This window comes from Paenibacillus sp. CAU 1782 (genome assembly GCF_054551715.1).
Genome location: NZ_JBTOLL010000001.1, coordinates 1,192,384 through 1,206,836 on the forward strand (window position 1 = coordinate 1,192,384; position 14,453 = coordinate 1,206,836).

Consider the following 14,453-nt stretch of genomic DNA (forward strand, 5'->3'; position numbering starts at 1 on the left):
CCATCCCTTGTCACCCCGTCAACGGCTATTTCTTTTTACGGACGGAAATCCCGTACCTGTCCTATAGCGTTTCTGGAATGAGCCGGTCTTATTCGCAAAAAAAAGAACGCCCTTTTACGTATTCCTGCAGTTTCAGGATTGCGTTCCGGGCGTCAGCCAACCATTATGCAGTTTCTGCCTCTATTCTTGGCATCGTAAAGCGCCATATCCGCTCTGTAGAACAGGGATTCAACGCTAATCTTCTCGTGATCCATCGCCCATTCCGAAACCCCGCAGGACACGGTTACGGATGGTTCTGTCTCATCCAGCACTCGCTGCCTGATTCGTTCAGCGATAAGCTGGGCCTGCTCTTTGCGCACATCGGGCAAATAAACCGCAAGCTCCTCGCCTCCCCAACGCGCCGCTATATCGCCTTGGCGGATGACGCTCTGAATAATTTCGCTAACCTTGATCAAAATTTGATCGCCTACCTGGTGTCCGAATGTATCATTAACTTGCTTGAAATAGTCGATATCCACCAAAATCAGCGACCCGAAGGTATCTTTATGCTGCCGGTTCTGAATTTGCTCGTCGAGATAATGTCTGGCATGGAGTCCCGTCAAATTATCCGTTATGACCATTCTTCGGACCTCGGCATGCAGTGAAGCATTTGTTACGGCGAGTCCGATATGCGTGCTCATCACCTGCAGAAGCTTATAATTCTCATAGGAGAAGAAATTCGGAATTTTGTTGGCAACAAAAATAACCCCTACCACTTCGCCTTCCACAAAAATAGGCGTGGCAATCAGCGAGCGTGAGCCGGTATTGTCCATCAATCTGGAGGTAACGACTCTCGTATTCCAATAATCGGAAATAATCAACGGTTCCTTTGTACGATAAATAATGCCGCAGAAGCCATATTCCGTGGAAAACGCTTCGCTGGACAAAGCCGGAATATTGCTGGCTTTAACTTCAAAAATGCCGTTGCTTCTATCCAATTGTAGAACGCAGCAATAATCTGCCTCAAATATAGTCAGCAGCTCGGCAGTCGCAAACTGAAAAATTTCTTTCAAACGCAATGATTGATTAAGACGTTTGGTCATTTCATTAATTAGCCTCAGCTCATTAATCAGCAGATTGGACTGCTCGTAAAGCTTGGCGTTTTCAAACGCGGAACCCGCGGTGTCAGCGAGCAGAAGAAATGCGGGCAAATTGGTTTCGTCCCATTTCTGCGCTTCCATGGAAATGCACAAAACGCCGTAGGCCGCCTGTTTGCCAGTCAACGACACCGCAAGGCGCATATTGCCATGGCGGTCATGCTCTCTTGCGGGCTTGCCGTCCAGAAACGCCTTGGCAACTATATCATGCGCCGTATTGCGGAACACAAGAGGTTTGACCCGGGGATCGCCCTCCACGTAATCCTGGGACAGAAACAAATTGACTTGCGACTCCGGATACAGAGCTTCGAGGCTTTGCAGCATCTCCGAAAGCACGGTGGTGGCATCGATTTGGTCATACAGCTTTTTGGCGGTCAGGAACAAGGCGTCCCTTCGGCTTGCCTCGCGATCCGAGCGCTGCTGCTGCTCCAGAATCTCTTTCACATAAAGATGCTCAAAGCTGCGATAAAACAAGCTTCGGTAATGGCGAGCGCAAGCCTGGAGCTCGCCCATTGGAAGGCTTTCATCGGCAGGAGCCGCATATACCAGCAGCGCAAACACGCCATTGTTTGAACGCCTTCTAACGGGAATGGCGCACGCATGCATGTCGCCTGCCGCAATAATGCTGATTTCATCGCTGAGAAGCGCGGCTTGAAGAGCTCCGTTCACCGATGCGTCAAGGCCGGCACTGGATGCAAGCTCCGCTCTGCCGGCAGCGCCGTGACATTGAAGCGATTTGCTGTATAATCGATATAGCCCGCTTACAAAAGCAGGCAGCTCGTCATTTTCCGATCTCCACTGAAGAAAGCTTTCTTCCAGCAAGGACGGAAGATAAGGCTCGTCCGCGTCATGAATATCTTCATTGGTAATCCAAATGGGATGATTCATCTTCCATTCATTAACCATGCAGCGTCCAACCCTTTCCTTTGTAACCAGGGAGATAAGCTTTTCTATTCAGTATCATACTTTATTTTTAAGAATTTTGCACTAGCAATATCCAAATTTTATAGGACTTTAGACGCGTCATTGTATATTGCCTTTAGTCATTCCTGTCCGAAATCTCCAATCTCCTTCCTTGCTTGTCGCTTTCCTATACATACCAGCAGCATTTTTCCATTTCGCCGGCATACGGTTCACTCCCTCTTTTTGTTTTCGCAATAGGATTTACTTGACATTTTCGCTGTATTTCATATAATATAAGTTGTTGGAAACATGGGCGTACGGTTTTGTGTCACCCTCAGGAGTAGGACTCGCAAGCAAGCCAGCGGCTGAAGTGTTTGCTTGGGACGAGCAATTGTCCGTAGAGTGTTATTCCGCGCAACACAACCCCATTCTCAAAATTTACTTTGATGAAGGAGTTAATAAGACACATGTCACGTTATACTGGACCTAAATTTAAATTGAGCCGCCGCCTTGGTATTTCCCTGAGCGGAACAGGCAAAGACTTGAAACGCCCTTTCCCTCCTGGACAGCATGGACCTAACCAACGCAGAAAAATGAGCGGCTATGGCGTTCAATTGCAAGAAAAACAAAAGCTTCGCCACATGTACGGTTTGAACGAGAAGCAATTCCGCAACCTGTACAACAAAGCGGCTAAGCAAAAAGGTAAAGCCGGCGAAAACTTCCTGGCCTTGCTGGAAAGCCGTCTGGACAACCTCGTGTACCGTTTGGCATTTGCTAACTCCCGTGCAGGCGCGCGTCAGCTCGTTGCTCACGGTCACGTAACTGTTAATGGCAATAAAGTAGACATCGCATCCTACACGGTTTCCGTAGGCGACGTAATCAGCTTGCGCGAGCGTAGCCGCAGCCTGAAATCCGTTAAAGAAGCGATCGAAGCTCGTCATCACCTTCCTAACTACATCGAATTCAACGAGCAAGCTGTTGAAGGCAAGTACATCCGTCTTCCAGACCGCTCCGAGCTTACGCAAGAAATCGACGAAAAACAAATCGTCGAATTCTACAGCCGTTAAGCCAAACTTCAAAACAACATTGTGTGTCCTGGACATGCAATGTTGTTTTTTTGTGTTTCTATGAGGCTGCCCCCTTTCATAATGCGGATAATCTTCCTGACGACAGCCGTTTTACGGCAAAGAAACAGCCCGGCTTGTTAGCCGGGCTGTTTCTTTAATTAGAATCCGCAGATCAAGATGGATCTGTTGTGTTCAACGATTTAATGTTTTTGGCGATAGCTGCCACTGTTTCTCCGCTTATTGCGGGAACGGCTTGCGCTGGAGCTGGCGACGCCGCGCCGGAAGGCGTAATCGCTTTGGAAGTCAATCCTTGAATAAGCTGATTGACGTCGATGCCGGACACGCTCTTCAGCATTTCAGGCGCTGTCGACATCAGTGAAGTTACGTAGTTGCTCAGGCGAGCTGCGCCTTCGCCATTGCCTGTATCCACAACGGTCAGCTTGTCGATGGAGCTGATTGGCTCCGCAACCTTGCCAGCAAGCTCAGGCAGCATTTTGACGATGATGTCCAGGACAGCCGCTTCGCCGAACTTGGCAAACGCATCCGCCAGCTTTTCCTTCGCTTCCGCTTCCGCAAGACCTCGCAAACGAATAACTTCAGCTTCCGCCGTACCTTTCGCCCGCTCCGCGTCCGCAACCGCAAGACCTTCGAGACGTTTTTGCTCCGCCTGCGCTTTTGCTTCCGCTTCGATGCGGTATTGAAGCGCGTCGGCTTCACGCAATTGCTTGGCTTTGTTCGCTTCTGCCGCCTGCTCTACCGCATAGCGGTCGGCATCCGCTTTTTTCTTCACTTCGGCGTCGTATTGCTTCTCGCGACGCAAGATTTCTTTTCCCTCCAGGTCGATTTCGCGCTCCTTGCGGACCAGTTCAACCTTCATTTGCTCCTCGACCACGCTTTGCTTGGCGCGAGCTTCCTGAATGGAATAGGCTTGATCCGCTTCCGCTTTTGCCGTATCCTGGTCGCGTTTAAAGGAAGCAACCTTCATTTCCTTGTCTTTTTCGGCTTCAGCGATATTGGTATCGCGCAGAAGCTCCGCCTTTTGTCCCGCTTCCGCCGCATGCGCTTTTTGAATACGCGCATCGCGCACCGCTTCGGCTTCTGCGATTTCGGCGTCGCGTTTTACCGCAGCAATTCGTGGTTTGCCCAGCGCATCCAGATAACCATGCTTATCGCGCAGATCCTTGATTGTGAAGGATACGATTTGCAGGCCCATCTTTTTCAGGTCTTTCGCGGCTACGCCCTGAACTTCCTGGGCAAACTTGTCGCGGTTTCGGTAAACCTCCTCGACGGTCATTGAACCAAGGATCGCTCTCAAGTGACCCTCCAGCACTTCCTGGGCCTCTCCTTTAAGCGCTTCCGTTGGCTTGCCCAAAAATTGCTCGGCGGCTGTCGCTACGTCATCGATGGCTCCGCCAATTTTAATAATTGCTACACCGTCCGCCATGACCGGAACGCCTTGCTCCGTATACACCTCGGGAGTGGAAACATCCAGTTTGTGGGACAGCAAGGATAGAAACTCCGCTTTCTGGAAGATCGGCAAAATAAATGCGCCGCCGCCTCGGATAATTTTTACTTTGCGGCCGGAGTCATCCACCAGCGTATTGCGACTCCCCAGAAACGAACCTGTAATCAGCATCGCTTCATCGGGGCTGACCGTTTTGTACCTGGCCCAAAATGCAAGACCCAATACAACCAGAACAGCAACAACAATAATCGGAATTGACAACAACTCAATGTCTCCCATACCATTTCTCCTTTCATGTACGGGCTGCCCGTCCGGGTAACGCGAATGCTAACCTAATGGTTGCCGGACTAGCCGCCCTTAGACGTTCAGGTCGATTTCCGATACGTAAAGCACACTGTCTTTCACTTCCACCACTACGACTCGAGCGGAGGATGGAATTTCCTTGTTGTCGAAGCTGGCTGCAATTTGGTTGGTGTGGCCTGCGCCAACTTTGACCATTACTTCGCCATAGCCTCCTACAGGAATGGGGATTGTAACATCGCCCAGCGCTCCGGACAGCGACTGCATGGTAAAGCCAATCGAATTTTCGCTATTCTCCATTGGCTTGACATACAGGAAGAAGACGGCTATGCCCGCTACGACGGCTATCAACAGCGAAATCAACACGACGGGCCACTCTCCCAGCGAAGTATAGCCGGAGAGCATCACGCCGGCTCCGCCAAACACCGTGATTCCTCCAACCAACGTCATCGGCTGTAAAAAATCCAACGACAAGAAGTCAAAAATGCCGTCCAGCAAATCGCCGAAAATAACGCTGACCAAAGCATACACCACTCCACCGATCAAACACGCCATATACAGGCCTTCCATCTTCCCCCTCCTTCACATGTATCATCCATAACCTGCTATCATTTCCTTATTTATTACGCTATTGCGTGAAATAAGTTTCAATAATCACTGTCGAATTTCGACAGAACTTGTCCAAAGCGCATCCAGCAGCCTATAAAGTTCAAAAAGTCCGGTTTCCACTATGTGGGAAATAGACTTTTTGAACATCCGCTATACTGTAAGCTTGACGAATTTGCGCTTGCCTACCTGCAGTACATCGCCGGCTTGCGGCGTTACATCGGCTGCAGGGTCGCTCCATTTTTCTTCATTAATACGCACTGCTCCTTGCTGAATGCTGCGTCTTGCTTCGCTGGCCGACGATTGCAGACCCAAAACAACAAGCAGCTTAACCAGCTTGATGGAACCATTCTCAAGCTCCGCCGCAGGTACCAGCACCTCTTCTATGTCATCCGGCAATGCCCGTTTCTGGAATACGGTAATAAAATGCTGCTGGGCAGCATCTGCTTGCTCTTGCCCATGGTACATGCGGACGAAGGAATGGGCCAATGCCATCTTGGCGTCACGCGGATGAACGCTGCCGTTCTCCAGTCCCGCTTTCAACTCGACAAGCTTCTCCTTGCCGATATCCGTAGCCAGCTCATAGTATTTGAGCATGAGCTCATCCGGTATCGACATCGATTTGCCGTAAATTTGACCCGGCTCTTCGTCGATCCCGATGTAGTTGCCCAGGCTTTTGCTCATTTTGTTAACGCCGTCGAGCCCTTCCAGCAGCGGCATCATGATCGCAACCTGAGCTTCCTTGCCGTATTCCTTCTGCAGTGTGCGTCCCATCAACAGGTTGAACTTTTGGTCCGTTCCGCCAAGCTCGACGTCGCTATCCATCGCAACGGAATCGTAACCTTGCATCAGCGGGTAGAAAAACTCATGGATGCTGATCGGAAGCCCGTTGGTGTACCTCTTGGTGAAATCATCCCGCTCCAGCATCCGGGCAACCGTCAATTTGGCCGCCAGCGTAACAACGTCCGCAAACTGCATCGGCGCCAGCCATTGCGAGTTGAAAAACAGCTTTGTTTTTTGCTCGTCCAAAATTTTGTAGATTTGCTTCTGGTAGGTTTCCGCATTTCGTTTAACATCCTCAGGCGTAAGCTGCTTCCGAGTTTCCGACTTGCCTGTAGGATCCCCGATTTGGCCTGTAAAATCGCCGATCAGCAGCTGCACCTCATGGCCAAGCTCCTGAAATTGGCGCAGCTTGTGCAGCACAACGGTATGCCCCACGTGAATGTCAGGAGCTGATGGATCAAGACCCAGCTTAACCTTCAGAGGTTGTCCCTTGCTAATCGATTTGATCAGCTTCTCCTTCAATGTTTCCTCCGGCACGATCTCCACCGCGCCTCTCTTCAGCGTATCCAGCTGTCTTTCTACCTCTGCCTGCTGCTCAGGCGTCAAATCTTTCCACTCTGCCATAAAACTTTTCCTCCCTTTCATGCGTCCAATAATAAGATGGTGTTCAAAAGAAAACACAAAAAATCCTTCCAGCCCCAAGGGACGAGAAGGATCAGCTCGCGGTACCACCCTCGTTAGAGACATGCCGGAGCTCTGAAAAGGTTGTTCAAAAAGTTCGTTTTTGATCCCGATGCATGCCTGGCGGCATGATCGGCCTCGAATAGGGAATTCAGCGTAAACTTCCGTTGCTGAAAACCGAACGTTTTGAACACGCACTTATTTAGAGTAGACGCGCTCTCACTTCGTTGCTTGATAACGGAGCTTCACTCCGAAACGGACTACTGAGGGCCAAGCCCCGTTCCTCCGTTTGGCTCCGGACGGTAATTCAACAAGCGGCGCCAACCGGTTTGCACCAACCACCGGCTCTCTGTGCTTTAACGTCACGCTTCCTACTCATGTCCTTCATCGCCTTAAATATATAGACTTTTATACCATAGGCCCTATCGGAAGTCAATTGTTCCTGTGAAGCGCCGCTCATGTACCATTTGGCGATTTATGCTATAATAAGAATGCTATTTTGGAGGAGGAGAATAAAGAATGCAAGAGGAACAACAATCACCGCCGGCAAAATACAGCAAATGGCGGCTATTCGGCCTGATCTCGTTTATCACTGTAAAGTGGATTATTTATTTCGGAATTTTCTTCGGCTTGCTGGCAGGCGGAGCGGTAACAGGTTATGTCGCCGCACTGGTCAAGGATGAAGAAATTCGGCCGGAAGCGGAAATACAAAATAAAGTCGGCGAATATTCAATGACAGGTTATGTCTATTTCCGCGATGACTCCCTTGTGGGGCAATTACGCACAGACGAAGACCGCATCGTTGTTGAATACGATGATATACCTCAAAACGTGATTGACGCCCTGCTCGCGATCGAAGACAATGAGTTTTTCGAGCACAGCGGCATCAGCGTTAACGGTCTGGGCCGCGCCGTCAAGCAAAAGCTCTTTAATGAAGATACGCAAACAGGCGGCAGTACGCTTACTCAACAGCTTGCGCGTCGTGTCTTCCTGAGTCTTGATCAGACGGACAGCCGCAAAATCAAAGAAATATTCCTTTCCCTGCGGATGGAGCGTTTCCTGACCAAGTATGAAATTTTGGCCGCATATTTGAACAAAATGCCATTTGGCAACGGCTCGAACGGTTATCAGGTATTTGGCATTCAAGCTGCGGCAAAAGGCATATTCGGCATTACTGATCTGAAGCAGCTGAATATTGCACAATCCGCATATTTGGCGGGTCTGCCGCAGTTGCCTTCCCTGTACAATGCATTTACAGGCTCCGGCAAATTTAATGAAGCCGGCTTTGAGCGGGCAATGAAGCGACAGCAGCGGGTGCTTGCCCAGATGCTGGAGAAAGGCCGGATCACGCAGGCCCAATACGATGAAGCCTTGAAATTCGACGTAAAAGCTTCGCTGGCTCCGCCGGCTGAAAAAGCGTATACGACTTATCCGTACCTCATGCTGGAAGCGGAGCGCCAAGCCGCAGAAGCGCTGCTGCTGCAGCAAAATCCGGATTTGACGCAGGAGGATCTGCGCAAGAAGGAAAATGCGCCGCTTATCGAGGAAGCCCGCGACCAATTGCTTCGCGGCGGTTATCACGTCTATACCACGATCGACAAGCAGGTTTACAGCATCATGAGAGATATCGGCAGCAACGCGGACAACTTCTCCCCTTACAGCGAAGAAAAAGGGCTGGAGCAAATTGCCGCCATGATGATCGACCACAAAAGCGGCGCGATCATCAGCATGTTGGAAGGCCGCGATTTCTACGAAGAGCAAATGAATTTTGCTACACAAATGATTCGCCAGCCAGGTTCGGCAATGAAGACACTTGCGGCATATTTGCCCGCCATCGACAAAGGGATTGTACAGCCGGCCAGCATTTTGGACGACGCTCCAGTCGTTCTGCGAGACGGCCAAAAAGGCTACCATATTCCAATGAACGTTAACCGGAAATTCGCAGGACTTGTAACAGCCCGCGAAGCGCTTAACAAATCGATGAACTTGCCCGCTCTAAAAATCTTTAACGAGGAACTAACCATTCCCGTCGCGTTGGATTTTGTGAGAAGTTTGGGAATCACAACGTTAACGCCTGAGGATGAAGGTGCTCAGACAGGTGTTATCGGCGGCTTGCGCCAAGGCGTTTCCGTCGAGGAAATGACCAACGCTTACGGTGCGATACCAAATGGCGGAGTATTGAACGATGCTTACATGATCGAAAAAATTACCGATGCCAACGGTAAAATCGTATATGAGCATAAAGCCAATCCAAAACAAGTATTTTCCGAGCAAACGGCCTTTTTGATGACGGATATGCTTCGCACCGTTATTTCGGACCGTTCCGGTACAGGCAATTCCTTGACAAAACAATTTAATCAATACGGAAAAATTCCGATTGCCGGTAAAACAGGCACAACCCAAAGCTATGGCGATGTATGGTTCGTCGGTTTCTCCCCGGACGTTACACTTGGCGTTTGGGCAGGCTACGAGGAGCAAATCAACGCATTGTCCAACGACGGACGAACAAGAGCCCGCTCCATCTGGGCGCTCATTATGAACCAGGTGACAGAGCAAAAACCGGAGATGTTCGCTACTGAAGCGTTCCCTCAGCCAGACGGAATCGTCAAAGCAACCGTATCTTCCGCCAGCGGCCTTCTCCCTACAGCCCTGACACGTGAAGCCGGCATGACGGTTACCGACTGGTTTAATCGAGAATATTTGCCGAAGAAACAAGATGATGCATTGGTCAAAATGGCGTACATTACGTACGAAGGCGTAAACTATGTGCCTAACGAACTGACGCCAGCCGACATGCTCAAGGAAAAGGTTGTCGTCAAACGCAAAAAACCGCTTGACGCGCTGATGGACGAAATCAAGCAAGCTCAATCCAAACTCCCGGCCAAAGATCGCCGCGCGATGGAAATCTATTTGCCGGCCGACGCAGGCAACGATGCGCCGTCCAAGGTCGACCCTCGTCAAGACGACGGGGCAAACCCTGCGCCGCCAAACGATGCCAAGCTGACTGTGGCTGGAGAAGGCAATTTGACTATTACCTTTACTGGAAGCAAATCGCCGGATGTTGTCGGCTACAGACTGTATCGTTCCGTAAACGACGGCGCATTCGCCAAACTGGGCGATTCGATCCTGCTCGACGGAGAATATGTGTTCAAAGTAACGGCAAATCCGCTTGAGAAAACATCCTATTATGTCGCTGCTGTTGATGTAGTCGGCAAGGAGTCCGGATCAACTCCGGGTATGGAATACGGCGCCTCGGCGATACTGCCGGAAATACCGGAGCTGCCTGAAACACCAGGAGTACCTGGTTTGCCGGGCAATGAAGGCGGCGGCAACGCCGGAGGCGGTAACAATGCCGGTGGTTCGGATGCCGTTGCAGCGCCTGGAGCGCCAAGCGGCCTTCATGCGGAAAGCACCGATCTCGGCGTCACTCTAAGCTGGGCGTCCAATCCCGTCTCGGATCAGGTCACTCAATACAGCGTTTATTACAGCGCCGCTAACGACAGTCATTTCGTCAAGCTGGCGTCTACGAATCAAACCAGCTTTGAGCATGCGGCTCCACTCGCATCAGGCGCTTATTATGTCATCGCTGAAAATAGTGCAGGCTCCTCAGCGCCATCGGCCAAAATCGTAATTGGCGGGTAACTCCCGCCCCTGCCGCTGATCAAATTAGCGAAAATGAGTTGCATACGAAAAGGCCTCAATTTCCACTATGTAGTGGAGATTGAGGCCTTTTTTGCTAGGGAGTGTATGCTGTTTTCGCAGTTCCTTGCCGCTTTAATCTTCGATAGTCGACAAATCCCCCGTCGGCAAATCAAGCTCCCATGCCTTAAGCACACGGCGCATAATTTTACCGCTGCGCGTTTTGGGCAGCTTTTCCTTAAATTCGATTTCTCTTGGAGCCGCGTGCGCGGATAAACCCGCTTTTACAAATGAAGCAATCTCCTTCTTTAATTCCTCGGAGGGCTGGAAGCCTTCTCTAAGCGCGATAAACGCTTTAATAATTTCTCCCCGCACAGGGTCCGGTTTGCCGATAACTCCGGCTTCCGCCACCGCGGGATGCTCCACCAGCTTGCTTTCCACCTCAAACGGGCCAACCCGCTCCCCTGCCGTGTTGATTACATCGTCGATACGGCCTTGAAACCAGAAATAGCCGTCTTCATCCATGTAGGCGGAATCGCCGGATACATACCAGCCTTTGATTCGGAAATACTCGCTGTATTTGCTGTCATTATTCCAGACTTTGCGCATCATGGACGGCCAAGGCACGGCTATAGCCAGGTTACCCATCCGGTATGGCGGCAGCACGTTCCCTCCGTCGTCGATGATGGCGGCCTTTACGCCGGGAATCGGCTTGCCCATAGAGCCGGGTTTAATATCCATGCTGGGATAATTGCAAATTAATTGCGCGCCGGTTTCCGTCATCCACCAGGTATCATGGATGCGCTTGCCGTAAACTTTAAGTCCCCAGCGCACGACTTCCGGATTAAGCGGCTCCCCCACGCTAAGCACATGGCGCAGGCTTGTGAGATCATAGTCATTGACCAGATGATCCCCTGCACCCATCAGCATGCGAAAAGCCGTTGGAGCGCTGTACCAGACGGTAACGCCATATTTTTGAATGACGCTGTACCAGTCTCCTGGGCTGAAGCGCCCTCCCCGCACGACCATTGTTACGCCGTTTAGCCAGGGAGCAAAAATGCCGTACGAGGTGCCAGTAACCCAACCAGGGTCCGCGGTGCACCAATAAACATCGTCCTCGCGCAGATCCAGCACGATCCGGCCGGTATAGTAATGTTGAATCATCGCATTTTGGACATGAAAAACACCCTTTGGCTTGCCGGTGGAGCCTGATGTATAATGGAGAATAAGACCGTCTTCCCGGTCAAGCCAGACGATATCCGCATGATCGGATGCTTCGTTTACTGCATCCTTATAGCTGATTAAACCGGAATCTTCCGGCATATCGTCTCCATACACAATAATATGCTTCAAAAGAGGCAGCTCTTCTCTCTTAATGCGAGACAACAGCGCCGGAGTCGTTACGATAGCGACAGCGCCGCTGTCCTGCAGCCTGTCCTTTACCGCCGTTTCCATGAAAGCCTCGAACAGCGGACCAACGACTGCGCCGATCTTGAGAGCTCCAAGCACGCTGGCATACAGCTCTGGCGTTCGCGGCATAAAAATAAATACCCGATCGCCCTTCGTAATGCCGAGTTTGCCCAACACATTGGCGAATCGGTTGGATAACTGCGCCAAATCGCGGAAGGTATACGCTTCATCGCGTATGCCATCGCTATAGTGGAGCGCTGTCTTATCGCCTTTTCCGGCTTCCACGTGACGGTCTATCGCCTCGTATGCCATGTTCACCTTGCCTGTGGTATGCCAACTGAACTGCTTTTCAACTTCCCCCCAAGAGAAGGAAGCCGCTGCTTCGTCGTATTGCTTAAGATGACTGTCTGCTGCTGTTGCCGGTATACGTTCTTGATGCAAGTTGATCATGGGTTCACTCTCCTATCCATTCCTATTGTGATAAGAAAAGAGTATGCGCTTACAAAAATGCCTACCCCATTATAGCACATCTAATTTCATTTCCACTACGGTTTTCACTCCCTACGAAAGGGGCAACTGTGATATGGAGCACCGCAAACATTATCTACAAATTCAACTGAAGGATAGAGATGGCCGAGATTGCGGAGATAGCGCCTCTCTCCTTATTGAAGGTCCCGTGCCGCCGGATAAGCTGGCTCTATTCGATATGCATCCCTCTCTGGATGCCTTTCGCCGTCCAGCGGAACAGCATGAAGCCTTGATTGACATTGCCGGGCTGCCTGAAGGAAAAATATATGTCGCGCGAAATCAATCAACCATTGTGGGATATGTCACCTTTCATTATCCCGACGAACTGGAACGCTGGTCTGAAGGCGGTATGGCGGATTTACTGGAGCTTGGCGCCGTGGAAGTGGCGAAGGATTACCGATCGCTTGGACTTGGAAAAAAAATGATTGCTCTCGCTTTTGAAGAGGATCAGTTCGAAAACATGATTGTTTTTACAACGGAATATTATTGGCACTGGGATCTGGAGGGAACCGGTCTCAGCGTATGGGATTACCGGACCATGATGGAAAAGCTGATGAAGTCCGCAGGTATGATCTGGTACGCTACGGATGATCCCGAAATCTGCTCCCATCCCGCCAACTGTCTGATGGTTCGCATTGGCAAGGAGGTGCCGCTGGACTCCATTCAGAAATTTGACAGCGTTCGCTTCCGCAACCGCTATATGTATTGATATCGAACCGCTTCAGGCGGGAAAGGACTTGAGGCCTTTATGGATTGGAATGCTTTTTTCTTTCATCATCGCGGCGCGGAAGCTTACAAATTTAATGAGGAGCATCCGTTTGATCCTGTCAGGCTAATGTTAAGTATGGACCTGTTGAAGGAAAGCGGTGCATTAACGGATGAGGAAATAAGGGAACCCGATATTGATGCCAGCGACGAGCTGCTCTCCCTCATCCATCGAACCGATTATATAAGAGCAGTAAAACAACTGGACGATGAAGCAGATCCCCGCAGCAAAAGCGTTCTTAGCGAGCAATACGGGCTCCAGGATGGAGACGATACCCCTTTTTTCCCCGGCCTTCACCAAGCGGCCTCCAGCATCGTGTCGGGCACCTTATCCGCCGCAGGAGCTGTTATGAGCGGTCGAGTTCAGCATGCATACCATATGGCAGGAGGGCTCCATCACGCCTTTCCAGACCGCGCTGCCGGCTTTTGCGTCTATAATGACGCAGCCATTGCTATTGCCTACATCCGTCAGCGCTACGGTGCAAAAGTATTGTATATCGACACCGATGTTCATCATGGCGACGGCGTTCAATGGTGCTTTTATGATGATCCCGAGGTTTGTACGTATTCCATCCACGAAACCGGAAAGTTTCTTTTTCCGGGGAGCGGATATGTTTACGAAAAAGGAGCTGACAAAGGGTTCGGAAGCTGCTTTAATCTCCCTTTGGAGCCTTATACCGAAGATGAATCCTGGCTGGAATGCTTTGAAGGCAGCTTGCGGAAGGTCGTGGCCAGCTTTCGGCCCGATGTCATTTTGAGCCAGCATGGCTGCGACGCTCATGCATTTGATCCATTGTCCCATATCCACTGCAGTATGAACATTTACTCCCGCATTCCTGCCCTTATTCATGAGTTAGCCCATGACTATTGCCAAGGCCGATGGATAGCCGTCGGAGGCGGCGGGTATGACCACTGGCGCGTTGTACCGCGCGCCTGGTCAATGGTTTGGCTGGAGATGACCGACCATAAGCTAGCAAAGGAAATTGCTGGCCACAAAAAGCTGAGGCTGCCTGGCGGCTGGCTAAAGCGCTGGAAGGCTCGCAGTCCGTTTCCCTTGCCACGTTATTGGCTGGATGAAAGGAACGCGATTTCCGCCATTCCCAGGCGTCAGCAAATTACCGAAGCCAACCGGTCCATGCTGGAGATCGCTATCCAAGACCTTTAGAAGAG

At 50.7% G+C, this 14,453-nt stretch carries 9 protein-coding genes and 1 other annotated feature; of the genes, 4 read left to right on the forward strand and 5 right to left on the reverse strand.

Annotated features, from left to right (window positions below; all coding sequences use genetic code 11):
- Nucleotides 1-152: 152 nt before the first annotated feature.
- Nucleotides 153-2,042, reverse strand: coding sequence for a diguanylate cyclase domain-containing protein (locus ACX93W_RS05955; protein ID WP_459391381.1), 1,890 nt, complete (start codon nucleotides 2,040-2,042; stop codon nucleotides 153-155).
- A gap of 464 nt (nucleotides 2,043-2,506) precedes the next feature.
- Between ACX93W_RS05955 and rpsD the strand changes: the two genes are divergently transcribed.
- Nucleotides 2,507-3,106 carry a 30S ribosomal protein S4 gene (gene rpsD / locus ACX93W_RS05960; protein ID WP_459391382.1) on the forward strand — a complete coding sequence of 200 codons (600 nt, stop codon included), beginning with the start codon at nucleotides 2,507-2,509 and terminating at the stop codon, nucleotides 3,104-3,106.
- Nucleotides 3,107-3,278: 172 nt separating this feature from the next.
- On the opposite strand, the gene ACX93W_RS05965 is transcribed toward rpsD, so the two are convergent.
- From ACX93W_RS05965 to tyrS, 3 genes are all read right to left on the reverse strand, one after another.
- Nucleotides 3,279-4,850 (reverse strand): flotillin family protein, encoded by a 1,572-nt coding sequence (locus ACX93W_RS05965; protein WP_459391383.1) that lies wholly within the window; start codon nucleotides 4,848-4,850, stop codon nucleotides 3,279-3,281.
- 78 nt (nucleotides 4,851-4,928) lie between these two features.
- Complete coding sequence (locus ACX93W_RS05970) at nucleotides 4,929-5,441, reverse strand: protease (RefSeq protein ID WP_459391384.1); 513 nt, start codon at nucleotides 5,439-5,441, stop codon at nucleotides 4,929-4,931.
- A gap of 189 nt (nucleotides 5,442-5,630) precedes the next feature.
- The gene (gene tyrS, locus ACX93W_RS05975) at nucleotides 5,631-6,884 is read right to left on the reverse strand and encodes a tyrosine--tRNA ligase (RefSeq protein ID WP_459391385.1); all 1,254 of its coding nucleotides are present in this window, start codon (nucleotides 6,882-6,884) and stop codon (nucleotides 5,631-5,633) included.
- Nucleotides 6,885-6,958: 74 nt separating this feature from the next.
- Nucleotides 6,959-7,338, reverse strand: a binding site (T-box leader).
- A gap of 122 nt (nucleotides 7,339-7,460) precedes the next feature.
- On the opposite strand from tyrS, the gene ACX93W_RS05980 reads away from it, so the two are divergent.
- Nucleotides 7,461-10,583, forward strand: coding sequence for a transglycosylase domain-containing protein (locus ACX93W_RS05980; protein ID WP_459391386.1), 3,123 nt, complete (start codon nucleotides 7,461-7,463; stop codon nucleotides 10,581-10,583).
- Nucleotides 10,584-10,715: 132 nt separating this feature from the next.
- Here ACX93W_RS05980 and acsA read toward each other — a convergent pair whose 3' ends face one another.
- Nucleotides 10,716-12,440 (reverse strand): acetate--CoA ligase, encoded by a 1,725-nt coding sequence (gene acsA, locus ACX93W_RS05985; protein ID WP_459391387.1) that lies wholly within the window; start codon nucleotides 12,438-12,440, stop codon nucleotides 10,716-10,718.
- Between the two features lie 133 nt (nucleotides 12,441-12,573).
- Between acsA and ACX93W_RS05990 the strand changes: the two genes are divergently transcribed.
- Together ACX93W_RS05990 and ACX93W_RS05995 are read left to right on the forward strand one after the other, a co-directional pair.
- Nucleotides 12,574-13,227 carry a GNAT family N-acetyltransferase gene (locus ACX93W_RS05990; protein ID WP_459391388.1) on the forward strand — a complete coding sequence of 218 codons (654 nt, stop codon included), beginning with the start codon at nucleotides 12,574-12,576 and terminating at the stop codon, nucleotides 13,225-13,227.
- 39 nt (nucleotides 13,228-13,266) lie between these two features.
- Nucleotides 13,267-14,448, forward strand: coding sequence for an acetoin utilization protein AcuC (locus ACX93W_RS05995; protein WP_459391389.1), 1,182 nt, complete (start codon nucleotides 13,267-13,269; stop codon nucleotides 14,446-14,448).
- Nucleotides 14,449-14,453: the final 5 nt, after the last annotated feature.

Bases quoted from the DNA above. Each gene is read 5' to 3' on its own strand.
- ACX93W_RS05955 (WP_459391381.1), bottom strand. From the start codon at position 2,042: ATGGTTAATGAATGGAAGATGAATCATCCCATTTGGATTACCAATGAA.
- rpsD (WP_459391382.1), top strand. From the start codon at position 2,507: ATGTCACGTTATACTGGACCTAAATTTAAATTGAGCCGCCGCCTTGGT.
- ACX93W_RS05965 (WP_459391383.1), bottom strand. From the start codon at position 4,850: ATGGGAGACATTGAGTTGTTGTCAATTCCGATTATTGTTGTTGCTGTT.
- ACX93W_RS05970 (WP_459391384.1), bottom strand. From the start codon at position 5,441: ATGGAAGGCCTGTATATGGCGTGTTTGATCGGTGGAGTGGTGTATGCT.
- tyrS (WP_459391385.1), bottom strand. From the start codon at position 6,884: ATGGCAGAGTGGAAAGATTTGACGCCTGAGCAGCAGGCAGAGGTAGAA.
- ACX93W_RS05980 (WP_459391386.1), top strand. From the start codon at position 7,461: ATGCAAGAGGAACAACAATCACCGCCGGCAAAATACAGCAAATGGCGG.
- acsA (WP_459391387.1), bottom strand. From the start codon at position 12,440: ATGATCAACTTGCATCAAGAACGTATACCGGCAACAGCAGCAGACAGT.
- ACX93W_RS05990 (WP_459391388.1), top strand. From the start codon at position 12,574: ATGGAGCACCGCAAACATTATCTACAAATTCAACTGAAGGATAGAGAT.
- ACX93W_RS05995 (WP_459391389.1), top strand. From the start codon at position 13,267: ATGGATTGGAATGCTTTTTTCTTTCATCATCGCGGCGCGGAAGCTTAC.